General features: G+C 47.8%; 19 protein-coding genes. 9 read left to right on the top strand and 10 right to left on the bottom strand.

Annotated elements, in window-relative coordinates:
* Positions 1-204 precede the first annotated feature (204 nt).
* Entirely contained in the window at positions 205-897 is a 693-nt protein-coding gene (locus tag FJ444_RS15185) for a 2-phosphosulfolactate phosphatase (protein WP_140959598.1), read from the top strand.
* A 29-nt stretch (positions 898-926) separates the two neighbouring features.
* Here FJ444_RS15185 and FJ444_RS15180 read toward each other — a convergent pair whose 3' ends face one another.
* Positions 927-1,595: a GntR family transcriptional regulator gene (locus FJ444_RS15180; RefSeq protein WP_140959596.1), complete on the bottom strand. Its 669-nt coding sequence runs from the start codon at positions 1,593-1,595 to the stop codon at positions 927-929.
* 226 nt (positions 1,596-1,821) lie between these two features.
* Here FJ444_RS15180 and FJ444_RS15175 point away from each other — a divergent pair, with 226 nt between their 5' ends.
* Together FJ444_RS15175 and FJ444_RS15170 are read left to right on the top strand one after the other, a co-directional pair.
* A complete protein-coding gene (locus FJ444_RS15175) occupies positions 1,822-2,844 on the top strand; it encodes a chemotaxis protein (protein WP_140959594.1) in 1,023 nt (340 codons plus the stop codon).
* A 19-nt stretch (positions 2,845-2,863) separates the two neighbouring features.
* Positions 2,864-3,916, top strand: coding sequence for an aldo/keto reductase (locus FJ444_RS15170; RefSeq protein ID WP_140959592.1), 1,053 nt, complete (start codon positions 2,864-2,866; stop codon positions 3,914-3,916).
* A gap of 16 nt (positions 3,917-3,932) precedes the next feature.
* Here the strand turns inward: FJ444_RS15170 and FJ444_RS15165 are convergent, their stop codons facing one another.
* From FJ444_RS15165 to FJ444_RS15155, 3 genes are all read right to left on the bottom strand, one after another.
* On the bottom strand, positions 3,933-5,423 hold the full coding sequence (locus FJ444_RS15165; protein ID WP_140959590.1) for a chemotaxis protein CheW: 1,491 nt from the start codon (positions 5,421-5,423) through the stop codon (positions 3,933-3,935).
* Positions 5,420-8,248, bottom strand: coding sequence for a PAS domain-containing methyl-accepting chemotaxis protein (locus FJ444_RS15160; protein WP_140959588.1), 2,829 nt, complete (start codon positions 8,246-8,248; stop codon positions 5,420-5,422). The genes FJ444_RS15165 and FJ444_RS15160 overlap by 4 nt, the downstream gene beginning before the upstream one ends.
* Positions 8,249-8,701: 453 nt before the next feature.
* On the bottom strand, positions 8,702-9,856 hold the full coding sequence (locus FJ444_RS15155; protein WP_140959586.1) for a DcaP family trimeric outer membrane transporter: 1,155 nt from the start codon (positions 9,854-9,856) through the stop codon (positions 8,702-8,704).
* A 276-nt stretch (positions 9,857-10,132) separates the two neighbouring features.
* Between FJ444_RS15155 and acs the strand changes: the two genes are divergently transcribed.
* Complete coding sequence (acs, locus tag FJ444_RS15150) at positions 10,133-12,079, top strand: acetate--CoA ligase (protein WP_140959583.1); 1,947 nt, start codon at positions 10,133-10,135, stop codon at positions 12,077-12,079.
* A gap of 12 nt (positions 12,080-12,091) precedes the next feature.
* A complete protein-coding gene (locus FJ444_RS15145; RefSeq protein WP_140959581.1) occupies positions 12,092-12,739 on the top strand; it encodes a response regulator transcription factor in 648 nt (215 codons plus the stop codon).
* 38 nt (positions 12,740-12,777) lie between these two features.
* Here FJ444_RS15145 and FJ444_RS15140 read toward each other — a convergent pair whose 3' ends face one another.
* The 6 genes from FJ444_RS15140 to FJ444_RS15115 form a co-directional block, all read right to left on the bottom strand.
* On the bottom strand, positions 12,778-13,605 hold the full coding sequence (locus FJ444_RS15140; protein WP_140959579.1) for an ABC transporter substrate-binding protein: 828 nt from the start codon (positions 13,603-13,605) through the stop codon (positions 12,778-12,780).
* Positions 13,606-13,745: 140 nt separating this feature from the next.
* Positions 13,746-14,597: a transporter substrate-binding domain-containing protein gene (locus FJ444_RS15135; RefSeq protein ID WP_140959577.1), complete on the bottom strand. Its 852-nt coding sequence runs from the start codon at positions 14,595-14,597 to the stop codon at positions 13,746-13,748.
* Positions 14,598-14,672: 75 nt separating this feature from the next.
* Positions 14,673-15,131: a RimK/LysX family protein gene (locus tag FJ444_RS15130; protein ID WP_140959575.1), complete on the bottom strand. Its 459-nt coding sequence runs from the start codon at positions 15,129-15,131 to the stop codon at positions 14,673-14,675.
* Positions 15,132-15,133: 2 nt separating this feature from the next.
* Positions 15,134-16,165, bottom strand: coding sequence for a succinylglutamate desuccinylase/aspartoacylase family protein (locus tag FJ444_RS15125; RefSeq protein ID WP_140959573.1), 1,032 nt, complete (start codon positions 16,163-16,165; stop codon positions 15,134-15,136).
* A complete protein-coding gene (rimK, locus tag FJ444_RS15120) occupies positions 16,165-17,070 on the bottom strand; it encodes a 30S ribosomal protein S6--L-glutamate ligase (RefSeq protein ID WP_140959571.1) in 906 nt (301 codons plus the stop codon). The genes FJ444_RS15125 and rimK overlap by 1 nt, the downstream gene beginning before the upstream one ends.
* Before the next feature lie 224 nt (positions 17,071-17,294).
* Positions 17,295-20,726, bottom strand: a complete 3,432-nt coding sequence (locus FJ444_RS15115) for a PAS-domain containing protein (protein ID WP_140959569.1) — start codon at positions 20,724-20,726, stop codon at positions 17,295-17,297.
* Positions 20,727-20,981: 255 nt separating this feature from the next.
* On the opposite strand from FJ444_RS15115, the gene FJ444_RS15110 reads away from it, so the two are divergent.
* From FJ444_RS15110 to FJ444_RS15095, 4 genes are all read left to right on the top strand, one after another.
* A complete protein-coding gene (locus tag FJ444_RS15110; RefSeq protein WP_140959567.1) occupies positions 20,982-21,248 on the top strand; it encodes a DUF4212 domain-containing protein in 267 nt (88 codons plus the stop codon).
* Positions 21,249-21,252: 4 nt separating this feature from the next.
* Positions 21,253-22,977 (top strand): sodium:solute symporter family protein, encoded by a 1,725-nt coding sequence (locus tag FJ444_RS15105; protein ID WP_140959565.1) that lies wholly within the window; start codon positions 21,253-21,255, stop codon positions 22,975-22,977.
* A 217-nt stretch (positions 22,978-23,194) separates the two neighbouring features.
* Positions 23,195-25,027 (top strand): DUF294 nucleotidyltransferase-like domain-containing protein, encoded by a 1,833-nt coding sequence (locus FJ444_RS15100; RefSeq protein WP_140959563.1) that lies wholly within the window; start codon positions 23,195-23,197, stop codon positions 25,025-25,027.
* Positions 25,024-25,737: a 3'-5' exonuclease gene (locus FJ444_RS15095; protein ID WP_255439208.1), complete on the top strand. Its 714-nt coding sequence runs from the start codon at positions 25,024-25,026 to the stop codon at positions 25,735-25,737. The genes FJ444_RS15100 and FJ444_RS15095 overlap by 4 nt, the downstream gene beginning before the upstream one ends.
* The last annotated feature ends 14 nt before the right edge of the window (positions 25,738-25,751 follow it).

Genomic DNA, 25,751 nt, shown 5'->3' with positions numbered 1-25,751 from the left:
AATAGTTTTGTGAAAACACAGGGTCAGTTTGACTGGGTAAGTTTTAATCGGATATAGGGGTTTCACCCCAGATCGGGAATGACATTAAAAATGGGCTTGTTGGTAAATGGATAAGTGAACTAATGCTATGAAAGTCGACAAATTCATGCACCGGTTTATTATTGGTCGATTAATGAGAATAATCAGATGGCAGGGACTATCAGCGTGAAAATTGTAACAACAGACTTTATCGAAGGTGCGCAACATGCCGAAGGCATCGTGGTCATCATTGATGTATTTCGCGCATTTTCCGTGGCGTGTTATTGTCTGGCACAATCTCCCAGGCAGGTTATTGCAGTGGGCGAGGCAGAGCAGGCCCTGGCACTCAAAGCGAAAAGACCGGATACCTTACTGATAGGTGAGCGGGAAGGGAAAAAGCTACCGGGGTTTGATGTGGGAAACTCACCCACGGAACTGGCATCACAGGCGCTGAAAAACCGCTATATTGCGCATACTACCCATGCCGGTACACAGGGGCTGGTAAACGCCCTCAAAGCTGACAAAATTCTTACCGGCGCGTTAGTGAATGCCAGTGCCACGGCGAACTATATTCGCAGCCTCAATCCAACCGTAGTTACGCTGGTAAGAATGGGCTGGAAGGCGGAAGAACGCACTGATGAAGATGATTTGTGCGCTGAGTATTTAGCGCACTGTTTACGTGAGGAGCCTGTTGACACCGCACTACTGAAAGCGCGATTGCTTGCATCGCCTTGCGCCTCTCGCTTTCTGGACCCGGCACAACCCTGGAATCCCGAATCAGACTTACACTTTTGCCTGGATATCGACCGTTTTGATTTTGCTATTGAGGCTCTGCCAAATACCGACGGTACAGTAGCGTTGCGGCAAGTGAAGCCATAATATCCTCAGGAGCGTTGATAGTGCATCAATCAGGGCTGCACAAAGTAGTCGGCGTGATTGGTTTTTATTTCATTCAGTACACCTAGAATTTCGCGGGTATGTTCACGCATTATCTGAGCGGCTACCTCGCTGTTGCCGGCTTTAATGGCGGCAAGAATGCGGTGGTGTTGGTCTAAAACCCTGGCGTACTGACTGCCAATCTCTTTTAGGCTTACATGCCGAAGCCTGTCTAAATGGGCTTTTTCCAACTGGACAATGTGGGCAGCCCTTCGAAACTGAGTGTAGTCGGCCAATGCCTGATGAAACTGGTCGTCGATTTGCCGGAATAACTCAAAATTGTTGTCGACAGCGGCTTGTTGTTGCTGTTTGAGGACGGCTTCGCATACCGCAATAGTGTTGCGTGGGCTATCGGCCGCCACCTTCTGCACAATGGCGCATTCTATGGCTTCGCGAATAAACTGCGCTTCCGTTATTTTTTCGGTACTCAGCCGGGTAACAAAGGTGCCACTCTTCAGTTTTACCTCAACCAACCCAATACTTACCAGTCTTGCAATGGCTTCCCTTACAGGGGTTCTACTGGTACTGAATTGGTTAGCTAAGCGGTTTTCCGATAATTTTTCGCCCGGTGCAATTTGCAGGGTGCTAATGTGTTTATATAAATAATCGAAAATGGGGCCTGACGATGATTCAGAATGCATTATCTTAACTATGGGTTCTTATTGGAAAGGTAATGTTCAAGACAATATACTGATGAAGAGTACCACTAAATTCACGCGGAAGCACATCTGCTCATAGCCAGGGTTGAAGTGCCAAGAATGCCCATTTGTCATGGAAATGACATCCCGATGCGATAGCGTCGTTTGACTTCACTATTGACCGGGGCCTGCAATGAAATGGGATTCGATAAAATTTCGCTTATTATTTATGACAGCAGTCTGTGTGCTGGGTATGACGTTATTGGTAGCCAGTCAGCACTATTTTAACCAGGCACTTATTACCTTAGGTGAGCAACGGGTACGGTTGTTGGAGTTAAAGCAGGATCTGCTGCAATTGCGCCGCCACGAGAAGGACTTCTTATTGCGCAAGAATCCCGAGTATCTTACCCAGTTTCGACATCAGCAGACGCATTTTGTTAACGCATTAAATGAACTGGATGACACGGTAAAATCACACAATCTGCCCGTATCGCTGGTAGGCGAAATCGCGCAGAGTACACAAGCTTATACAGAGCGCTTTTTTAACTTAGTGCTACTGATGAAGCAGGTTGGACTTACCCCGGAAGATGGCCTGAACAAGGTGTTGTTTCGGCATGCTGAGCAGCTTTATATACAGGGGCAACGCTATGAACCGCAGCTACAGGCAGAATTATCCCGGTTCCAATTTTTGGTTGTTGATTATCAGTATACCTTTCGCGCTGATTCGCTGGTTGAATTAAATCAGCTGTTTCAGGTCATCACACAGTCTCATTTGTTACTCCCTGAAGATCAGACTTTATTGAACGACTACATGAACACGTTATCGGAGTGGGTGTCTGTACGTCAGCAAATTGGTTTGCGCGAATCCGATGGATTAAGAATGAAGTTCAGGGAGCAGGCACATCATGCAGAAGCTGCTTTACAACGCCTTGATGACACCTTGCTACCGGTTATCGACAAGCAAAAACAGCGCGCTACGGTATTTGGAACTGTGATTGCGGTGACGACATCAGTCGCATTGATTTTGCTGTTGGTCAAAAGTTTCGCGACCTTTCACCGGTCTTTTGCTAACTTTATGCTGTTCTTTTATCGCTGTAAGCGACAATATCAACATATCGATCCCCGCAAACTGGGGTTTTCTGAGTTTCGGTCGTTAGCCGAGCTGGCAAATGAAATGGTGGAGTCCCGTCGTAAGATTGAGCGGCGACTGGCCACGGCAGAGCAAAACGCTTCGGCCTCGTCAGCTGAGTAAATATACACAGAGGTTTAGCATGCAATACGAGTTATTGGGTAGCAGCGATTTACGCGTATCCCGCGTGTGTCTGGGCACCATGACATTCGGTATTCAGAATACACAACAAGACGCCAGCGAACAGCTTGATTGGGCACACAGCGAAGGTATTAATTTTATTGATACGGCTGAGATGTACCCTATTCCTCCCAATGAGCAAACCTATGCCGATACTGAACGGCTTATTGGCAACTGGCTGGCAGCCAACCCGCAAAAGCGTAACGATATTGTACTGATGACCAAAATTGCAGGCAGTGGTATTCGTTATATTCGCGAGGGTTCTGAGATTTCTGCAGTTACAATTGAACAGGCCATTAATGCATCGCTACAGCGTTTACAAACCGACTATATCGATGTGTATCAGTTGCACTGGCCAAATCGCACGTCGCCGCATTTTGCCAAGCACTGGCCGTGGCGCACGAACCCCAATGATACCGATGTCGCCAAGGAGCGCGCTGGCATGCGGGATATCGTGCAAGGCATAGGAAAAGCCATTGAAAGCGGTAAAATTCGTCATTGGGGACTCTCTGATGACACACCCTGGGGTATCCATACTTACCTGAACTTGTGTAATGAACTGGGCGTGCCAAAGCCGGTGTCTATTCAAAACGAATTCAGCTTGCTACATATCAAGGACTGGCCCTATTTAATTGAAACCTGTGCGTTTGAAAACGTGGCCTACCTGCCTTGGTCGCCATTAGCCACCGGGATGTTGTCGGGCAAGTACCTGAATGATGCGCGTCCTGCGGGGAGTCGATGGACGTTTGTGCAGCGTCAGGGGTTATTCCGTAATACAGAAACCGCGCATGAAGCAACCGCCAGGTATGTGGAAGTGGCGCAGCGTGCTCAGATTACACCTTCGCAACTGGCACTTGCCTGGGTAAATCAGGTACCTGGCGTTACGTCTACCATTATTGGCGGTACTACGATTGCGCAATTAAAAGAAAACCTGGCGGCATTTGACATGCGTTTAAGCGACGACACGCTACGCCAGATTCAGTTGGTCATGAAGCGTTATCCTATGCCATTCTAACCCTTGGTCGCCGTTATTAAGTTACCAGCGGCGACGAAATCTGTCGCCGCAAAAATTGAGACGTCATTTGCTTGGCATAGTGCCTTTTTTCACCTAGCAAAAAGGAAACCGTGTCGAGTTCATCGTGAATATCCTGTTCCGATTCTATAGACACGGATGACTGCTCCAATGACTGAAACGTTACCACATCGAGTAATTTGTTAACGCAATATGCAAACGCACCCTGGTCATCACGAACAAGCAGAAGACGTTTTGAATCGTTACCCAATTGCGTGTCCTGGGAAGGGGTGTCAACGTAATCGGATCCCTTGTTAAACAAGGGGCGAAAATCATAAACCGGGACAGCTTCATTATTTACTTTGATCATGCCAAGCAGATAGCCATTATCCGTTAGTGGGATCATGGGCGTTTCCCAGCTCAAAATTTCGCTAATATTACTCATATCAGAGATCACTGGTGAGCCAATATCAAAAAACAGGCCCTGCTTTTCTTTCGATAAATCTCGTTGTAATTGTGTTTTGGTGAGCTTGCCCGACATCTCACGGCACAGCATTGCGGTGCCCTTAATTTCGTCGAGGTGGCCGATTGAATTCGCGCTAATCAGCATGATCAGTGGGGCGTTGATATTCACTAGCGCCAAAGATTCAGATTGTACCGATGTTACTGGTAGCAAACTGTCTACCCACTTTTTTCCGGTGTAGTGGTTAGCCATATTGGCAATACAATGGGAGTGCTCTATCTCCGTTACTTCAACAATGCTGTCTACACACAAGCCAACTTGCGCGTCACCGATGTGCAGGATAACCGATGGCAGTTTAGCCACATCATCCGCCCTGGGTTGTTCAAATACCAGATTACCCAGATCTAAAATGGGAATGCGCTTGCCTTGGTGTTCAACCTCACCTAGGAAGCTTTCACTGTGGTGTGCCCGGTCTACGACATTTGTTTCTGTTAATGTACTAAATATATCCTCGGCGAAAAAGGCAACCAGACGGTTTCGAACTGTCACTAACATAATGGTACGTTTGTCAGACGCACCGTTCCCGCTCTGTTCAGCAACAATTTGCGGTGGCGCAGGTACCGCTGGTAAAGCCGGATCTGACATTAACTTACTGGCAGATAACAGCGTTACTGATTTGTTTAATGACGAAGCCATAAAGCTGCCGCACATAACAGCATCCGGGTTGCCAAATGAAGCAATGCTTTCGGTGTTCATGTCCTGCATACCCACCACACTGCGAATAGCAACGCCTAGCAGCTGCCCCTCGTTGCGCAGCACCAGTACAGACTCAGGTTGTAATGCTGAAGCACGTTGCTTTACGTGCGCCAACAGGTCAATCACGGGGACCGGCCAACCGCGCAGGTCAAGGCTACCTATCACCGCATCACTGGCCGAAAAAAATCCGCTGCAAAGCTGGAATGGAACCACTTCACTCACATGCTGAACATCAACGGCAAAGAGTCCGCCGTCTATTTCAAAAATCCCAAATTTACAGGTGTTACTCATTTTGAAGCGTTACCTTCAAACGACTTGAGTTTTTGCAATATCGCTTCCAGCTCGTGAGTGTTGGTTTCCTGAACCTGGGCCAGTTCAACAATTTTAAGTAGCGACTGGCTCGTTTCTTCTACCGAAGATTCGATGGAGGTAAATGCCGTTGCGGTGTTATCACTTAACCGGGCACTGGCGTCGATGTTCTTACGGGCATCAAGCACCATGTTATTAATTTCCTGCGCCGCATGACTGGAGCGTTCTGCAAGTTTTCTCACCTCAGACGCAACCACTGAAAACCCAACGCCATGAGTACCGGCCCGCGCTGCTTCAACGGCAGCATTAAAGGCGAGCAGATTGGTTTGGTTGGCAATTTCGCTGATCCGGCTAACAATTTCATAAATCCGGTTGTAGTTGTCCTGTATTTCGCTGATTGCAGATTGCATCCCCTGCACCAAAGACACGCCACTCACCGCAGAGGATGCCGACTTCTTCGCTACCGCGTTGGCGTTTTCAGACACTTTAGTGACCTGCTTTATCGACCCAATCATTTTGGCGAGTTGTTGGTTCATTATTTGAGTATTGGTTGTAATCAGCTGTTCCATCTCCATTTCCTTGGTGATGTCATAGGCTACCTTAATGACTTTAATGACTTTGCCATTCAGGTCATAAATTGGATTGTATGAAGCCTGAATCCACACATTTCGCTGGTACTTACCTACCCGGTGGAAACGGCCAGACAAAAATTGGCCTTCACTCAGGTTTAGCCAGAATGAACGATATTCCTCGCTGCGGGTGTACTCAGGTGTACAAAATAAGCTGTGGTGGTCGCCCTGGATTTCCTTCAGGGTATAACCCATCGCACTCAGGAAGTTGTGATTGGCGTGTAATACTTTGCCCTCTAAGTCGAATTCAATACAGGCCAAACTCTTGTTGATGGCCTCAACTGTGGCTTTGTGTTGTGAGGAAAGCAATTTTTGGGTGGTGATATCAGTTGCAAATTTCACCACTTTAACCGGGCGGTTGTTTTTGTCGAAAATCGGATTATACGTGGCCTGGATCCACACTTCCTTGCCACCGTTTCCAATCCTGCAATACTCTCCTGATCGAAACTCTCCACGAGCCAATGCGTGCCAGAATGCCTGATATTCAGATGAACCAGCCTCTTTCGGACTAACAAACATCTGGTGATGTTTGCCTTTAATCTCGTTAAGCGAGTACTCCATTAGTTTCAAAAAGTTTTGGTTCGCGTTGAGAATGGTCCCGTCGAGATTCAGTTCAATAATGGCTTGTGAACGATCAATTGCACCAATTTTGCCTTCCAGTTCGATTTGAAATGTTTGCTCTTCGGTGACATCAAGGCCCAGGCAAAGCACGCGTTGGAGCTGATCCCTCGCATCTTTAATTGGCTGTAGCAAGGCTTCTATCCATACTTCACGGCCGTCGCTGTGACGTCTTCTCAGCATCAATCGCTGCGTATCACCTAAATGCAATTTTCGCCAAGCTTCCGCATACACGGCGTCCTGCATATCTTCTTTAAAGATGAGTTTGTTTTCATCGGCGTTTTTCAAAGCCGTGGCGGTGTAGCCAATGGCTCTTTGAAAATGTTCATTGGTAGAAATTAACTGGCGATTAGCATCGAGCTCCCAAATGCATTGGCTGGCGTTCATCGCTGCATTGAGCACTGCTATTTCGCGTTCCTGTTTCTTTTGTTCTGTAATATTGGTTGCAAACTTAATAACACTAATGACGTCACCGTCGAGATTAGTTACCGGCGTGTAGGTGGCAAACAACCATACTTCATCTCCACTCGCATTGAAGCGCAAAAACTCGCCGCGTTGAGGTTTTCCATTTTGTAATGCCCGCCAGAAAGCTTGATACTCTTGGCTGGTTGCAAATTTTTCATCCACAAATAGTTTATGGTGCTTACCGCGGATTTCTGAGAGTTGGTAACCCATGGTGGTACAAAAAAGCGAGTTTGCTTCGTTAATGATTCCATCCTTAGAAAAAGAGATAACCGCCTGAGTTTTATCGATCGCCTCCAGTTTGGCCTGCATAGCCATACTGTGGTTGTGTTGTTCGGTAATATCGTCGCCGCGAAATAAAATATACGGCATATCGCTTGCGCCGTAATTTACCGAGGAAAAATAACTGCGTATCCATATTTCCTGCCCGGATGCATTTACAAAGGTATAGTCCTGTTTAATGTCCTGGTCGGTGTTAAGCGGTGCCCACAGGGTTTCATAGTGTTTGGTATTAAGCATTGAAGGGTGGCACAGGTCGTCAAAACACTTGTTTTTAATTTGCTCGGCGGTATATCCCAGTAATACGCACAGACGGTTGTTAAATCTTACCAGCTTGCCGTTGGTGTCAAATACCGCTTGTACATGAGTCGCGGAATCGTCATCGAAAGTACTGGTAAAAAATCGCGTGGTAGTAACGCAGTCGCTAGTGTCCATGCCCATTAGAATAATATTGCTACCGATGTCTGCTGACGATTTTGTTAATGAGGATAGCAAGCTTTTAGTATTGGATTTTAAATCGATTTTGCGTCTGAGATAGAGCCTTTGAGGCAGAGATTCGCAAAGGGTTTCGAAATCGGTCTGATCGTCTGCACAGAAGTATTCATCAAAGTTTACCAACGCGCTTTCTGCAGTTCCACAGAACAGAGAAAAAGCCTTGTTGGCTTCAATCAAATTTCCCTGACAATCGAAAACACCAATACACAACGAATCGTGCAGGAGGTCCGGTAACATGAGATTTGAAATGAATTTGCCATGTTGTGCTGCAGTCACTTCCGCAGTGATTACCGAATCGGCCGGTGAAACGATACTTTGAACCATTAAATTTACTCTCAAACAATGCTGATAGTTCAGCTGCGAACCCTTGCGGTACTTTCTTAAACAGTAGGCTACGTAGGTCAAAAATCAACTAACGGCGCACTGTGTGCAGGCAACATACACCTTGCGCAGAATTTAGCCATGCTACTTAAGATTGAGTGGGTGATCAGTAAAAAAGAGGAGGCTCTCAGTGATCATTTTGTTTGTTTACTGAACAATTTATAACACGTTATGCTGGCTATAGTTTTTGTGCCGGCGAACAGTTTTATAACGTCAAGATCAGGCCAAACTAGTATCTTCAGACGGTTTGTTAATTCATAACCAGGTATGGGTTTTCATACCTTAGGCTAAACCGGGTTAAAAAAAGGCCACGAAATTCGTGGCCAACTTGGGAACAACAGAACATAACTAGACAGCCCAAATCGAAGGAAGGAAGCTGTCTAATTAAGCGTAGTACTAAAATGCATATTTTGCAGAAAATTGTACGCGACTCATGTCACCGTCGATACCGCTTTCCAGTTCACGTTTTGCGTATGCATATTCTCCACCCACGGTAATTGCTTTAGTAGGCGAGTAAAGGTAGTTGATCCGGGCGCTGTAAGTCTTTGATGTATAATCACCCATAGTGGCGGTGTCTACGTCAACATCAAACGCAGAGAACATCACACTACTGCGAGCCTTGTCACTCCAAACATGGCGATATGCAATAGCGTATCCGGTAGAGTCAATGGCTTCCAGTTCGCCAGTTGCAGCATTATATACTGCACCCTGCGCTGCATTCAGTGCTGCATAGCGGCCTATGCCCGAACCTGTGTAGAAAGACAAGCGAACGTCGTCGGTTGCACCCACTTTAATTTTAGAGGTTATCGAAATACCTACCGCAGAATCAGACGCATCAATGCTTTCTGTTTCATAAGCGAGTTGACGGAACATGCCGGCTACCTTAACGTGGCCCCAATCTTGTTTCATGGTGTAGGCAGCTATAATGTCCGGCACGGTATTGTCGTCTGTGGCACCCACGCCCACTACGGTGGTTTCAGGGTTTTCCAGCGCTACTTCAAGACCGCCCTGGGTATAACGAACCATCATTTGACGACCGAAGATCACACCGTCTGTGGTACCGATAAAGTCAAGTGATTCAGGCAGTGCATTCACGTCCATAAAGGTGGTCCAGGTTTGACCAACCAACCAGTTTTTGTATTTGAGGAATGCATGGCGCATACGAGGCAGGTATGAGTTACTGATACGCTCGTTGTCGTAATCGCCTTTTGTTACCATGAAGTCAAATTCAAGTACACCGGTGATGCTATCGCCATCATCCGTAGGGGTTTCAGTAGCGAAACGGAAACGCGACTGGCGCACGTGTCCGTCGAAACGGCCGCTCATACCATCATCGGTTGCGCCCACTGCAATTGTAGACGGTACATAGAAATCACGGTTTAACGGATGACCTTCACCATTTGAGTAATCGCTGTATATTGCATCGGCTTTTACGTATCCGGTAAATTTAACATCGGTTGAACCAATGGTAGCTGCATTGGCCGAAGCCATTGCAAAGCCAGTTAATGCCAGCGTCACAGCGCCGGTAACTTTTTTTAATGTGTGTTTCATGTTTTCTCGTCCCATTTGTCCAGGAATTGGCTGATTGGTAAAAAAAGTGTAAAAATGCAGTTAACGATTCTTAATTTGGATGAGTTTAGAACAATTGCAAATAAGCGGATGGTCTATAAGACGAAAGTCGTAACACGGAAGGAGTAGCACCACTTAACTAAATAGAAATTTAGCGCTCGCTAAGACCAAAGTCTCATTTTGCTTTGGTCAGGAAAAGCTACATTGATCAACCAATACATATCTCTGTAATTTATTTGAAAATTGGAGGCAATTCATATGACTGCCAGCAAGATTTATCCGGTTCCGGAAAGTATCAAAGCGTCGACTCATTTGACACAGGAACAATATGAGCAAATGTACAAGCAGTCTGTCGATGACCCGGACGGGTTCTGGGGTGAATATGCCAGTACGCTGGATTGGTACACAAAACCTACAAAAGTAAAAAATACCACATTTGATCCGCATTCGGTGTCGATTAAATGGTTTGAAGATGGTGAGATCAACGCCAGCTACAACTGTATCGACAGACATCTGGCAAAACATGCCAAGAAAACAGCATTGTTCTGGGAAGGCGATTCACCAGAAGACAGTGAAACTATAAGCTATCAGCAACTGCATTACGAAGTATGTAAATTAGCAAATGGCCTGAAAAAGCTGGGTGTTGGCAAAGGCGACCGCGTAGCGGTATACATGCCAATGGTGCCTCAGGCGGCGTATGCCATGCTGGCATGTGCGCGCATAGGTGCGGTGCACTCTGTTATCTTCGGCGGATTCTCACCTAATGCCATTGCCGACCGCATTAACGACAGCGAAGCAAAGGTAGTCATTACCTGTGACGAAGGCCGTCGTGCTGGTCGCAGTGTGCCACTAAAAGCCAACGTTGACCGCGCCTTAGCGAAAGGCGCATGCCCATCGATTACAAACGTGATTGTGCACAAACTGACTGGCGGTAATGTAGCTTTTAACGACAGTGTAGACGTGTATTGGGATAGCCTGGTAGAAGATTGTTCTGCCCAGTGCGAACCTGAGGTAATGAATGCAGAAGACCCGCTGTTTATTTTATACACATCGGGTTCAACCGGCACGCCTAAAGGCGTAGTACACACCACCGGTGGATACTTGTTGTACACGGCAATGACCTTTAAATATGCGTTTGATTATCGCGAGGACGACATTTACTGGTGTACTGCTGACGTAGGCTGGATCACTGGTCACAGTTATATGGTGTATGGCCCGCTAATCAATGGTGCAACTCAGGTATTCTTTGAAGGTGTACCTACTTACCCTGATGTGCGTCGTATAGCACAGGTAGTTGAAAAATATAAAGTAAACTCACTTTATACTGCGCCAACAGCCATTCGCGCACTGATGGCACACGGCAATGCTCCTGTGGAAGGTTGTGATTTGTCGTCACTGCGTCTGCTGGGTTCAGTGGGTGAACCCATTAACCCTGAAGCATGGGAATGGTACTACCGCGTTATCGGTGAAAGCCGTTGCCCAATTATGGATACCTGGTGGCAAACCGAAACAGGCGGCATGATGATCACGCCGCTGCCGGGCGCTACTGCACTTAAACCTGGTTCAGCATCACGCCCTATGTTTGGTATTCAGCCAGCGCTGTTCGACGCCGAAGGCAATGAGCTGGAAGGCGCGAGTGAGGGTAACCTGGTGATCAAAGACAGCTGGCCAAGTCAGGCTCGTACGGTATACGGTGACCATGAACGCTTTATCAGCACCTACTTCAGTGCATATAAAGGCGTATACTTTACAGGTGATGGCGCGCGTCGTGACGAAGATGGTTACTACTGGATCACGGGTCGCGTAGATGACGTGCTGAACGTGTCTGGTCACCGTTTGGGTACAGCCGAAATCGAAAGTGCACTGGTGGCTCATCCCAAAGTTGCTGAAGCGGCAGTGGTAGGGTATCCACACGACATCAAAGGGCAGGGTATCTATGTATACATTACGCCTAATGAAGGCGTAGAGCCTGACGAAGAGTTGACCAAAGAAATCCGTGCCTGGGTGCGGACTGAGTTAAGCCCAATCGCTACACCAGACATGATCCAATGGTCTCGTGGGCTGCCAAAAACGCGCTCCGGTAAAATTATGCGCCGTATCCTGCGTAAGATCGCAGCAAACGAGCATGACCAACTGGGTGATACCTCAACATTGGCGGATCCGTCGGTTGTTGATACACTCATCGAGGAGCGTCTTAACAAGTAATACGGAGAGATAATGATAACGCTGCTAATTGCCGATGATCACCCTTTATACCGCGATGCGTTGAAGGGCGCGTTATCGTTATCACTACCCGATCTCACCTTACTTGAGGCCGGGGATCTCACCGCAACAGCCGACATTCTGCAAAAGCAGGATGTCGACTTGTTGTTACTGGATTTGCATATGCCAGGCAGCAACGATTTGTTTGGCTTATTGCATATTCGCAAGTTGTATCCTGATTTACCCGTAGCGGTTGTGTCAGGCACAGAAGATGCCACTATCATTTCCAAAATCGTAGGGGTCGGCGCCCTCGGTTTCATTCCCAAAACGACCAGCGCTGAAGATATTGCTAAAGCCGTGCAATCTATCCTGGATGGCGACATCTGGTTACCCGAGTCCATTAGTGAGAAAATTCAGGATGTTGACGAGGAGTTTTCAGAACTGGCCGATAAGGTATCCAGCCTCACGCCATCACAGTACAAAGTGTTGTGTTATATGCGCGATGGCCTGCTGAACAAGCAAATAGGGTACAATCTGGACATTGCCGAAGCCACAGTTAAAGCGCATGTAACGGCAATATTCAAAAAACTGGGTATTAATAACCGCACACAGGCTGTCCTTATTGCCTCTCAACTTGAGCTCGAACCTCCTGTTCAGCAGTAGTCAGCGATATAAAAACATCACACTATCTGTTTAATTGATTACAAGGCACTGGCTAGTGGTGATTGGTATCGTTTCATTGCCTGGCGGGTTTGTTCACTGAGCAGTGGATTGTTCAAAGGGTATATCGTTCTTCCCTTTAATAGATTTCTTGCCTGAATATAAAAATGCTGCGACGTGAGCAAACGCTGCAAATCGCCGTTTTCGTAAAGCCGGTTCAGGCCAATTTCAAGCCGCTTAGCCAGCTCGGGGCGGCGCGCAGCCACAAAGAAGAACATGGGGTTGTCGTATTGCAACGCAATGTATTGTTCAGTGGTAAGATTCAGAGAATGATGAGTACTTAATTCTTCAAAAATTTCGTGAACCGCTCGGGGAAAATAATCCACCATTCCACGATCCAGTAATTTGAAGGCACTGGTGTATACGCTGGGTGTTACGCTAAAACCGTGATACCTTAAGATCTCTGTATCAGGCCAATCACTGCCCTGAACGGCGCTGAGTTGCTTAAGATCCGGCAGTTCAATAGTCTCGCGAAAGCGTTCATCACCCTCTTTAATCAGCATCACCCTATAGCCGAACATGCCGCCAGTGAGAGGGATACGTATTACCGTGTTTTCCTGCTCTCTGGCATACGTGGTTACCGACCACATAATGTCGGTCTGACCGTTACGCAGATTCAAAAATTGCCGCTGCTGTGGCGTGGGAGCAGGGTTTGCAATAATCTGAACCGGCCCAAATTCCGGTTCCGTAAGCGCCATGGCCAAATTTAATAACGTAACAACGTACTGATAAATGTCGGTAGTACCGGGCTCATAGTTGGGGATGTACACAACACTATCGCGCGTAGGCTCGCTCGCTTCAAGCCTCATTGGCGACAGTATTAAAATACATAAGGTTAATATAAACAGGTGTTTATACATGCAAAAACAGACCCTTGCGCAGTTGTCTTGTTTGAGTATAGCGAAGGCTGAGTAATTATCTATGTGGCAGGCAAACTATACCGTGTCGGCTATTGAAAACGCGACAAGGCATCAAGTGTTTCTTTGGTGAGCAGAGGGTTTCTGAGAACGTGGATCTCTCTACCAGAAAGCGCAGTATCCGCATCGCGATAAAACGGCTGACTGTACAGTAATGCATTTAACTGACCATTATTGTGTAACATTGTGAGGCCTTTGGTTAATCGCTCTGCCAGCTCCAGATTGTTTTTATTTACAAAAAAGAATAGCGGATTTGGGTATTTCAGGCCAACATGTGGCGCCAGCTTAAGTTTGTACTGCGGATTTTCTGCTAACTCCTGGCTATACTCGTGCACTGCTCTTGGGTAATAATCTACCATTTTCCGATGCAGTAATTTCAGGCCATTCTCGTAAGAACCAATTACGTTAAATTCATTAAATTGCAGTATTTGGGTATCTGGCCAATTGGCTCCCTGTATCGCGGTCATCGCCTTTAGTTCGGCCAGCGTGGGGGCATAGTTAAAACGCTCATCGTCGGCGTGAATCAGCAACACGCGATATCCAAACAGGCCACCTATAAACGGCACCCGAACAGGCAGATACTGGGACTCCCGCTCTGCACTGGTGATTGACCAGGCGATGTCGGTGTTGCCGTTAGCAAGATTCATGAGTTGTCTTTGTTGGGGAGTCGTTTGCGGATTCGAATACACAGTTAACCTGCCGTATTCACGCTCAGTTACCTGTAAGGTAAGCTCAAGTACGCTAACAACGTAGTTGTAGATATCTGAGGTACCGGGCGCGGGGCTGGGAATGCGCACCATGTCACGCAGTGGCATTTTGGCATCCTGCGCAGAAAGTCCAGGAACCAGTAACAGGCTAATCAAAAAAACAAACAGTACCCGCATTACCTAAAACCACTTCTGCGATGCTTCTGCCATCAATGTTACCAGCCTAGTACGGATTGCTTCGATTATACAGGATTATTTTGGCTGAGCATTCGGGCTTGATACGCAAAACTCAAGATCCGGATCGACAATACACTTGCCCGCCATGGCCTGACGGCCAAGGAGCATCAGATAGGTCATTTCCGAACGGTCTGTTAATGTGAGCTTTATTTTCCAGGCACGTTTACCCAGCTCAAACCGGGTTTTAATCACGTAGCGCTTTTCTCTGGTCGCGGTAGAGCTTTTCACCTTTTTCTGACTCAGTACTTTGTATTCGCAGCGAACGGTTTTGGCAACGTCATGTATATCTGGGTGAATGTCGAAGCGAATCCAGCGAACATTATCTTTCTTGAATTCTTCAATATTATCAACGTGTAGTGACGACGTTGCTGCGCCAGTATCTACGCGCATCGTTAAGTTGTAAATGCCCAATTCAGGCAAGTTAGCGCATTCCAGCGCGCCGATTAATTGCTTCGGTTTTTTAATACCAGCCATAGTTACAGTACCAATGTTGATTCAGTTGAAACCAGATTGTCTTGTAATAATTCTACTTGTTCCGCTACCGTATCGGGCGCTTTGAAGTAAGCAATATGATAGATAGCCTCGCCTTCCTGGGTAAGCGGAATATTTTGCTTACCTATTACAACGCCTTCGGCCGGGCTGATAATATTGGCTTTAAAAGTACCAAAGGAATCAGCAATCACCGCCAGCTTGTCGCCCTTAACCACATGGTCACCCAGCTGCGCAGAATGGGTAATAAAGCCGCTTTCCGGTGCTCTTACCCAGCCACTTGCGCGGGCAATAAAGGGGGTAATGTTAACGCCTTTGCTGCGCCCTTGGCTCAACATGCCCATGTGTCGCATGGTATTTAAAATGCCTTTCACGCCCGCGCGAATTGAAAATTCGTCGTAACGCAACGCCTGGCCTGCTTCGTAAAGCAGGATCTTTATGCCATCTTCACCGGCGGTCGCACGCAAAGATCCATCACGGAGATCGGCATTCAGCAACACGGGAACGCCAAACGCTTTTGCCATAGCTAGCACCTCGGGATCGTCCAGATTTGCGCGGACCTGGGGAAGGTTGCTACGGTGAATCGCGCCTGTGTGTAAGTCGATGCCAAAATCGCATTTGCTCACAACTTCCTTGTAAAACAGGTAGGCAAGACGACCCGCCAGACTGCCCGAGCGACTGCCCGGAAAGCTGCGGTTTAAATCACGTCGATCCGGTAAATAACGGGATTGGTTAAGCACGCCATACACATTGACCATTGGAACCGCAATCAGTGTGCCTTTCAGGTTATTGATCGCTTTAGACTTAATCAGGCGAGACACAATTTCAATGCCGTTAAGTTCATCACCGTGTAAGGCAGCGCTCACAAACATGGTCGGCCCCGGGCGCTTGCCGCGCTTTACAAATACCGGGATATTCATGCTGGTGGCGGTATACAGGGGAGGCATATCCAATGCTATTTTCTTGGTTTCTCCCGGTGCAATCTTTTTTCCACCAATTTCCAATGGTGCTATGGTCATTAACCCTTCCCTTTCGTTCTGGTGTTGTTCGGCTTGGCCGAGCTTTCGATGAATTCAATGATCATTCCGGCAACATCTTTATTGGTCGCGCCTTCTATGCCCTCGAGCCCGGGGGATGAGTTCACTTCCATTACTACCGGACCGTGATTTGAACGCAGAATATCTACTCCGCAGCAGTTAAGGCCGAGTGTGCGGGCAGCATCAACCGCCGTTTTGCGTTCAGCAGGTGACAAACGTACCAGACTGGCAGAGCCGCCGCGGTGCAGATTCGAACGGAATTCACCGGGCGCTGCCTGGCGTTTCATTGCTGCAATCACCTTGCCGCCGACCACAAAACAGCGAATGTCGGAGCCACCGGCTTCTTTAATGTATTCCTGTACCAAAATACTGGCATTCAAACCCATAAAGGCTTCAATAATCGCTTCAGCCGTTTTTTGTGTTTCAGCCAGCACCACGCCAATGCCCTGAGTGCCTTCTAGCAGTTTAATAACGACAGGGGCACCACCTACATTCTGAATTACGTCGTCTACTTTGTCCGGATGGTGTGCGAAGCCGGTGCGCGGTAAACCTATGCCTTTACGTGACAATAATTGAAGCGAACGCAGTTTGTCGCGTGACCGGCTGATGGCAACAGACTCGTTAATGCTGTATGTACCCATCATTTCAAACTGGCGTACAACGGCGGTGCCATAAAAACTGACCGAGGCACCAATGCGGGGAATAACGGCATCGTATTTGGGTAGCTTACTGCCATTGTATCGAACAGATGGATTACTGCTGGTGATATCCATGTAGCAGTGCATGGTGTCGATAATATCGACGGTATGGCCCCGCAACTCGCCGGCTTCTTTCAGACGACGGGTAGAATACAGACTGGGGTTACGGGATAAAATGGCAATGCGCATAAACTGACCTGTTCGCAGGGAAAATCAAAACGGTGTACTCTGCCTGCTTCATCAAGAATGTAAACCGAATAATATTTATCGTGACGGTGAGGGATTTTTATAGGGTATTACCCAAATCGCTCGGATGCTCTTTAAGATAAAGCTAACGCAAAACGCCGAAATAACAACTACTATTTCAATTGATTAAGTTAATGTTCAAATCAACAAATCTGCACGCCAATACGTTAGCGTGCAGCCTTGATGTGTCGCGTCATACTTTTTAATAACGCCCTCAATTTGGCGGGCTTCAGCGGTTTGCTCAGGTAGTTTACTCCCTGCTCTTTACAGCGTTGAACCACGTCTTCGTCGTGGGTGGCGGTAATGAGCGAGGCGGGCAAGACGACATCCAGATGTTGCCGGATGGCATCAATGAGATCCAGCCCATTTACACCGTGGCCTAACTGATAATCCATCAGCAATATTTGCGGTGAGAAAATATCGGCTTGTTTAATGGCGTCGTCCCAGTTATCGGCAAGTACCACACTGATCCCCCAGCGCTCCAACAGGGTCTGCATGGCATCCAGGTTTTCCTGTTGGTCATCCACGCATAATACCCGCAAACTGCCAAAGGATGCCGTTGGACTGCCCTGAGTTTGCGGCTGGTTTGCCTGAGGCTGAGCAATAGGAAAACTCAGTGAGAAACAGCTGCCACGGCCTACCTCGGAGTCGACGTGAATTTTGCATTGCATTTGATGGCTCAGTCGGCGTACCACACCCAGTCCCAGGCCTATACCGTGTTCTGCACTTTCATTAGTGCGATAGAAATCGCTGAAAATGAGCGCCTGTTGCTCCACGGATATACCAATGCCCGTATCACGTACCTGCAGCAATATTTTGCCATTGCGTTTTCTTGCCGATAACAAAACTTTGCCTTTTTCGGTGTATTTAACGGCATTTGATAGCAAGTTTTGCAATATTCGATACAAAAAGGTTTTGTCGGCATACACCCAGCATTCGGGGATCCGGGTTCTGAGTTCGAGACCTTTCTCTTTGGCTCGCATCGCGGTTTCATCTACGATGGGGCCACATAACGCGCGAATATCAACGGGTTCCGGATTGGGTTTTAATTCACCCTGATCAAGACGTGAAATATCCAGCAGAGTGGCTATCAGCGCTTCACTCGAGGTAACCGAATGACTCAGTTTATTGACAATACTGACAACGGATTCAGGTAGAGGCGCCTCCTGTAACGCAGAGACATACAGTTTTGCAGCATTTAACGGCTGCAATACATCGTGACTGGCCAGTGCCAGAAAGCGGGTTTTGCTGGCGTTTGCATCTTCGGCGGCTTTTCGGGCACGGATCAGCTCTTTTTCGATGTCGCGCCGCCGCTCAATCTCCAGGCGCAGTTCGGCGTTAATCGAGTGAACCTCTTCCGTGCGCTTTTTAATGCGGTGTTCAAGGTCAATGTTAGACTCTTCCAGAGCCTGTTGAATCTCAACGTGACCAGTGATGTCATTAAAGCTGGTTACAAAGCCGCCGCCTGGTAGCGGATTACCCACCATTTCAATTACCCGGCCGTCACTGCGTTGACGGGTAAAGCGATGCGGTGTGCCCGATTTCAAATGCTCCAGGCGTTTCTCTACTTCGGCTTCAATGTCGTCGCGTCCGAACTCGCCTTGCTGGGCGTTATAACGCATCAGTTTTTCAATGGGGGTGCCCACGACCAGTAATTCTTCCGGATAGGTATACAATGCGGCGTACTGTTTATTCCAGGCAACCAGATTCAGGTGCTTGTCTATTACACTGATCCCTTGATCCATGTTCTCCAGCGACGTAAGCAGTGCAGTCATATTGAACTGCATGGCCTGTGTAGTGTCGTCGAAAAAGTTAATCACTTCAGTAAAGTCGAGCTTTTTACCTCGCAGAACCGAATCGATTAAAGCCTTGGCACTGGAGGCGCCAATAACACCGCCGAGGGCCCGTTCACAGAACGCCATAAAGGCTTCATCAGGCGGCTCGGTGCGTTCAACCGTACAGTGGTGCAACTGCTGATACTCATTCACCAATTGCTGACAGCGCCCGGAGCCCATAAAAGTGGACAGCAGGGTAATCAAATCGGCAATGGTTACGTTAATACTATGGCTTTTTACCGGTGTATTGCGCACATCCGCGGGCGATACAAATGCTTCCGCCTGAATGCGGTCGATGAGTCGGGCGGGGGCAAACCAGGAAAACAGCACATAGGCAATTAAATTAGTGATCAAACTTATAATTGCGCCCTGGCTCAGCAGTTCGCTTTGCGCGTATTCCGACATGGTGCTGTTAACTATAGGCAATACCAGCCACAGTACCCAGGTGATCAGGCCCACCATGAGTCCGGCATATACGCCATGCGCATGCCCGCGTTTCCAGTAGAGTCCGCCAATTACCGCAGGCAACAGCTGGATCACCAGCGAAAACGCGATCAAACCAATGGAGTGGAGCGAGCGACTGCCGGTCATTTGCTGGTGGTAGAAAAATGCCAGTAGCAAAATAATGCCAATGATTATTCGACGAATTAACCGAATGCGCTTGCCGTAATCACCATAGGTTGCTGAATGTTGTTTAACCGCCAGCAGGCGCGGTAATACTACGTCGTTGGTTAACATGGTACTAAGTGTCAGGGTGGCAACGATAATCATTGCTGTAGCGGCCGACAAACCACCCACAAACACAATGATTTGCAATAGCAGGGACTCAGAGTGCATGGCGAGTGATAACACATAGGTATCGGGTTCGACATCCTGTCCGCTGAATACCGCTTGTCCGGCCATGGCAATAATAGGAATCACTGCAGCGGTTATCAAAAGATAAACCGGAAACAGCCAGCGGGCGGTTTTTAAGTGGTTCAGGCTAAGGTTATCTACAATGGCAACATGAAACTGGCGTGGTAAACAGATAATGGCGGCAGCCGCCATGATGGTTTGAGCAAAGAAAGTAAACGATCCGAACTGCGACAGGGCCTGCTCGGTAACAAAATTCGCCAGAATGGGCGTGCTTTCCAGGTTGTACCAGGCCTGATATCCCACATACGCCACCAACACTAACGCCAGCAGTTTAATGGTGGATTCAAACGAAATAGCCAGGATTAGTCCGCGGCGATACTCGGTTACATCGGTCTGTTTGGTACCAAAGTAAATCGCAAACAACGCTATAAACGCGGTTGAAATAACAATAATAAACTGGCTGTTAGGTTGATTGGTAAGCAGTTTGAATGTTGCGCCAATCGCTTTTAGCTGCAGAGCGATATAGGGAATGGTGGCGAGTAGTGCGATGATAGTAACGAGGAGTGCTACTGCTTGTCGTTTTCCGTAGCGCGAAGCAATAAAGTCGGCAATGGTGTTGATGTGCTGCTTCTTACTTACCAAAGTAAGTTTATATATGAAACGATATCCCAAAATATAGACCAGCACTGGCCCCAGTAATATGGGCAGATATATCCACGTGTCCCTGGACGCTTGCCCGACGGCACCGAAGAATGTCCACGCCGTACAATAGATGGCCAGCGCTAACGAATAGATCACCGGGTGAGACGTTATCCACCTTGCGGTCGGGGAGTTTTTATCGCCCCAACTGGCAATGTTAAATAACAAAAATAAATACAAAAGTGCCAGTGTAACCCAACCGAACGTCATGCCTTGTCCTAACAGGTTTTTAACAATATTGATGACATTATACGCAACCCTCTGATACCTGACCTACGACCATGGTCTCATTCCTAGATTGATATTGCGCGTCTAGAGTATATCCGAAGCTCCTAATTATGCGGTTTTTAGGCGATTTTGGCGATTCTAAACAGAAGTCTAAAACGCTAAAGTCGCCTGAGAAGCTTGTCGTTAGGAAAATGTAAAAAAAATACATCGAATTAACCTATTTACGAGGACGGAAAGATGGCATTTAAGAGTGATGACGACAAAACGGCGTATTGGAAGGAGAACCTCTCCCTTCTCGCCAAATTGTTAGTAATCTGGTTTGTCGTGTCTTTTGGCGCTGGCATCCTTTTTGTAGATGTGCTGAACAATATCCAGTTCTTCGGCTTTAAGCTGGGATTCTGGTTCGCACAGCAAGGTGCAATATACGTGTTTGTTGTACTCATTTTTGTGTATATGGCCAAAATGAACGCGTTAGACAAAAAATACGGCGTAGACGAGGAGTAATCCAATGGATGTACAATTATTAACTTTTATCATCGTTGGCGCCTCGTTTGCCCTCTACATCGCCATTGCGATTTGGGCCCGCGCTGGCTCAACCAACGAATTTTATGTTGCCGGCGGTGGTGTGCCACCTGTCCTTAACGGTATGGCAACCGCAGCAGACTGGATGTCAGCCGCATCGTTTATTTCCATGGCCGGTCTGATTTCCTTTATGGGTTACGACGGCGCGGTGTACCTGATGGGCTGGACCGGTGGTTATGTACTGCTGGCATTGTGTCTTGCACCTTACTTACGTAAGTTCGGTAAATTTACTGTACCGGATTTCATTGGTGATCGCTACTACTCACAAACTGCACGTACCGTAGCAGTATTCTGTGCCATCTTCGTTTGTTTTACCTACGTTGCTGGTCAGATGCGTGGTGTGGGCGTGGTATTCAGTCGCTTCCTGGAAGTAGACATCACCACAGGCGTGGTGATTGGTATGGCAATTGTGTTCTTCTACACCGTTTTAGGTGGTATGAAAGGCATTACCTATACTCAGGTTGCACAATACTGCGTACTGATTTTTGCTTATATCGTACCTGTGGTATTCATCTCTATGATGGTAACAGGTCACATTCTGCCACAGACCGCATTTGGTGCCACACTGGCCGATGGGTCGGGTGTCTACATGCTTGATAAACTCAACAATCTCTCTGTTGAACTTGGTTTCTCTGAATATACATCCGGTACTAAGAGCACTATCGACGTATTCTTTATTACCTTTGCACTGATGGTAGGTACTGCGGGTCTGCCACACGTAATCGTTCGCTTCTTCACTGTACCGAAAGTACGTGACGCGCGTAAGAGTGCCGGTTGGGCACTGGTATTCATCGCAATCCTTTACACTACTGCTCCGGCACTGGCGGCGTTTGGTCGTGTAAACATGATTGAAACAATCAATGGCAAGGATATGCAGGGTACGCCATATGCTGACGCACCAGCTTGGATCACAAACTGGGAACGCACTGGCCTGATTACATTCAAAGACAAGAATGGTGACGGAAAAATGTTCTACGCTGCGGGTAACATCAATGATCCTGCAAGCAAAAACGAAGTAAACATTGACCGTGACATTATGGTACTGGCTAACCCTGAGATTGCGAACCTACCTGCTTGGGTAATCGCTCTGGTGGCTGCTGGTGGTGTGGCTGCGGCACTGTCTACATCGGCGGGTCTGTTGCTGGTAATTTCGACCTCAGTATCGCACGACTTGTTGAAACGGAACTTTGCGCCAAATATTACCGATAAAGCCGAGCTATTCTATGCGCGTCTGGCAGCAGGGGTAGCCATTGTTATTGCCGGATACTTTGGGATTAATCCGCCCGGATTCGTTGCGCAGGTGGTCGCCTTCGCCTTCGGCCTCGCGGCATCCAGCTTCTTCCCGGCAATTATTATGGGTATCTTCAGCAAGCGCATGAATGATAAAGGAGCTGTTGCAGGCATGATTGCAGGTATCGCGTTCACCGCTGCCTACATCATCTACTTCAAGTTTATCAACCCTGCGGCTAACGTACCTGCTAATTGGTGGTTAGGCGTGTCACCAGAAGGTATTGGTACACTGGGTATGATGGTTAACTTCGCAGTTGCCTATGGCGTATACAAAATGACTGACGAAGCACCTCAGGAAATTCAGGACCTGGTGGAAAGCATCCGCTTCCCTAAAGGTGCCGGTGAAGCGTCAGCTCACTAATCTTAATTAACGTTCAAGTAAAGGCTCATCTTCGGATGGGCCTTTTTACGCTTAAGAAATGGCTTTTCCCGCCAATATTTACACAAAGGCTTTTACATAGATCAGAGCCTTTGTGTAAACAGCTGACACGCTTTTGATCCAGGGCAGCAAGCCCGCAGATGAAAGGCGCTATCATACGAAGTGATGTCACCTTTTTCTGTTTAGCCCGGAGGCAACCATGAGCGCTACACCCCAGCAGGTTTTGGATTTTCTAAAAACATCCGCGCCGTTTGATGGACTGGCTGATGATGTATTGCAGGATCTCGCCAAGCACGCCAGGTTGATCTATCTGGCGGCAGAAAATCAAACGCAGTTGCTGAAAGAAAATACCGGGCGGTTGTTTCTTATCCAAAGCGGTCAGTTTTCGGTAAAAGATTCAGACGGTCCTGAACGGCATCTTAGCGAAGGTGATTACTTTGGCTTCCACAGTATTATTGATGGTGTGGCGTATCCCTCCAGTGTGAATATCGATAGCCCCGGGCTGGTGTACTGTTTTGAGGCAGAGACGTTTAAGTCGCTGTTATTGCTGCCCGAAGTGGCTAATTTTTTCGAAGGCACCAAAACCGATGCCCTGCAAAATCAGGCAGTACAAGATTCAAATTCAATGTGGCTTTACAAGTCGCTCAGTGAGGTGATTGAACGCCAGCCGGTGATCGCAGATATTGGCCTTTCTGTGCAGCAGGCAGCAGCGTTGATGAGCGAAAACAATGTATCGTCGCTACTGATCACCGAGAATGAAAAGCTGGCGGGTATTGTAACTGACCGCGATCTGCGCAACCGGGTGGTGGCAACGGCGCTTGATACAGGTTTACCTGTATCTGCCATTATGACCGACAAACCTGCAATGATTACGCAGAATCGCACCATGTTTGATGCTATGGCGCTGATGAGTGAGCGCAATATTCATCACTTACCGGTGATTGACAGGGTAACACGACAACCAATGGGGATGATTACGGCATCCGATATTATCCGGCATCAAAAAGGTAACGTGTTATTTATTATTGGTGAGTTGTCGAAAGCACAAAACCTGTATGAACTCACGCGACAGTCGTGGCAATTGCCACATTATCTGGCTACGCACGCCAAGCGACTGGGCGACTACGATATTGCGGGGAAAGTACTCGCGCAGGCGACTGACATGATGACCCGTAAACTGATTAATTTTTATCAGCAGCAACATGGCTCTGCGCCAATGGCCTATACCTGGATTGTCTATGGTTCCCAGGCCAGGGAAGATCAGACCATGGGATCGGATCAGGACAATGGTTTGTTGCTGGCACGCAAACCCAATGAACAGGAGGCCGAATATTTTGCCGGTATGGCTGAATACGTGTGTAATGGATTGGGTAAGTGCGGGATTAAATTGTGCCCGGGTAACATAATGGCAAGTAATCCGGCATTGCGGTTGTCACTGGACGACGCCATTGCCGAAGCCCAGCAATGGGTTAAGCAGCCTACCAATAAAGCCATTATGTACTTTAATATTTTTCTGGATGCGCGAGCTGCGGCCGGTGATGCTGACTTATTTCGCAAAATGCAGTTAGCCAGGGCACCCTTGTTAAAGCAGAAGATGTTTTTGGCGGCACTGGCGCGTCAGGCCAACGCAGATTCTGTGCCGCTATCGATGTTCCAGAAATTTGTGTACGAAAAAGGGCACACCGTAAAGGACGCTATCGATTTAAAAGTTAAGGCTATTGCGATTATCAATAATTTGGTGCGACTCTACGCGCTGGATAATGGCCTGACCATGCCGTCTACGCAGGCCAGACTGGCAAGTTTACCAGCCGGTTCCGGGCTGTCGTCTCGAGATGCCAATAATCTGCGTGATATCTGGTTGTTTTTAACCCGTTTGCGCTGGCGTCACCAGTTACAAAATAAAGTCACTGACAATCTGGTATCGGTTACCGATCTGTCTTCCATAGAAAAACATCAGCTTAAAGCTGCTTTTAAGGCGATAGAACGCGCGCAGCAAGCGGCTGTAATGAAATTCTCCGGAGGGATGTCGTGAGCGGTGCAACTACAACATCGCCATCGTGGTGGGGAAGAATTCAGCGCTGGATGAACGGAGGTGTGCTGCTGCCCGATGACAGAAAACACCTTATGCTTCGGGATGTTCCCTTGTTGGCTGTGGATTTGGAACTTACTTCCCTTGATCCTAAAAGGTCAAAAATCACCTCAGTGGGCTGGGTTGAAGGCAAGGCGGGGAGTATAGAGGTCTCGTCCTGCTATTATAATGTGATACGCGCAACGGGTGACTTGGAGCAGAGTCCGGTTATCCACGGCCTGACCGCCGACACCATTGCCCAGGGTGCACATGTGAAAGAGGCGTTGGTTAAACTTAGCCGGTACGCGCAAACGCATGTGTGGGTGCTGCATAACGCTGGACTGGATATGGCAGTGCTGGACAGGGTAATGGCGGCGAACAATATTTCTGTGAGTAATGTGATTACACTGGATACCTTGAAACTGGCGGTGTATCAGTTACAAAAGCAACACGAAGTGCTGCCGCCCAACAGTGCAACGTTAACCGTGTGCCGTCAGCGCCACAATTTACCCTTAGCGCCAGCGCACAACGCGCTTGATGATGCGATGGCAACATTACAGCTATGGTTTGCACAATATTACCAGCTGGACCCCAAAGGCACCCTGTCTCTGCTGGATTTTACCCACACCCAGGCAGTGGGATGCAGAAATTTAGGAAAAGTCGAAAATAAATGATTGACAATATTTTG

The sequence above is a fragment of the Aestuariibacter sp. GS-14 genome (genome assembly GCF_006494365.1).
GTDB classification, from domain to species: Bacteria; Pseudomonadota; Gammaproteobacteria; order Enterobacterales; family Alteromonadaceae; genus Alteromonas; species Alteromonas mangrovi.
Note: the sequence above shows the minus strand (reverse complement) of the source record. Positions and strands in the feature narration are given on the sequence as shown.

Bases quoted from the DNA above. Each gene is read 5' to 3' on its own strand.
- FJ444_RS15110 (WP_140959567.1), top strand. From the start codon at position 20,982: ATGGCATTTAAGAGTGATGACGACAAAACGGCGTATTGGAAGGAGAAC.
- FJ444_RS15160 (WP_140959588.1), bottom strand. From the start codon at position 8,248: ATGGTTCAAAGTATCGTTTCACCGGCCGATTCGGTAATCACTGCGGAA.
- FJ444_RS15145 (WP_140959581.1), top strand. From the start codon at position 12,092: ATGATAACGCTGCTAATTGCCGATGATCACCCTTTATACCGCGATGCG.
- FJ444_RS15155 (WP_140959586.1), bottom strand. From the start codon at position 9,856: ATGAAACACACATTAAAAAAAGTTACCGGCGCTGTGACGCTGGCATTA.
- FJ444_RS15140 (WP_140959579.1), bottom strand. From the start codon at position 13,605: ATGAGGCTTGAAGCGAGCGAGCCTACGCGCGATAGTGTTGTGTACATC.
- FJ444_RS15135 (WP_140959577.1), bottom strand. From the start codon at position 14,597: ATGCGGGTACTGTTTGTTTTTTTGATTAGCCTGTTACTGGTTCCTGGA.
- rimK (WP_140959571.1), bottom strand. From the start codon at position 17,070: ATGCGCATTGCCATTTTATCCCGTAACCCCAGTCTGTATTCTACCCGT.
- FJ444_RS15175 (WP_140959594.1), top strand. From the start codon at position 1,822: ATGACAGCAGTCTGTGTGCTGGGTATGACGTTATTGGTAGCCAGTCAG.
- FJ444_RS15180 (WP_140959596.1), bottom strand. From the start codon at position 1,595: ATGCATTCTGAATCATCGTCAGGCCCCATTTTCGATTATTTATATAAA.
- FJ444_RS15170 (WP_140959592.1), top strand. From the start codon at position 2,864: ATGCAATACGAGTTATTGGGTAGCAGCGATTTACGCGTATCCCGCGTG.
- FJ444_RS15165 (WP_140959590.1), bottom strand. From the start codon at position 5,423: ATGAGTAACACCTGTAAATTTGGGATTTTTGAAATAGACGGCGGACTC.
- FJ444_RS15115 (WP_140959569.1), bottom strand. From the start codon at position 20,726: ATGACGTTCGGTTGGGTTACACTGGCACTTTTGTATTTATTTTTGTTA.
- acs (WP_140959583.1), top strand. From the start codon at position 10,133: ATGACTGCCAGCAAGATTTATCCGGTTCCGGAAAGTATCAAAGCGTCG.
- FJ444_RS15125 (WP_140959573.1), bottom strand. From the start codon at position 16,165: ATGACCATAGCACCATTGGAAATTGGTGGAAAAAAGATTGCACCGGGA.
- FJ444_RS15130 (WP_140959575.1), bottom strand. From the start codon at position 15,131: ATGGCTGGTATTAAAAAACCGAAGCAATTAATCGGCGCGCTGGAATGC.
- FJ444_RS15105 (WP_140959565.1), top strand. From the start codon at position 21,253: ATGGATGTACAATTATTAACTTTTATCATCGTTGGCGCCTCGTTTGCC.
- FJ444_RS15100 (WP_140959563.1), top strand. From the start codon at position 23,195: ATGAGCGCTACACCCCAGCAGGTTTTGGATTTTCTAAAAACATCCGCG.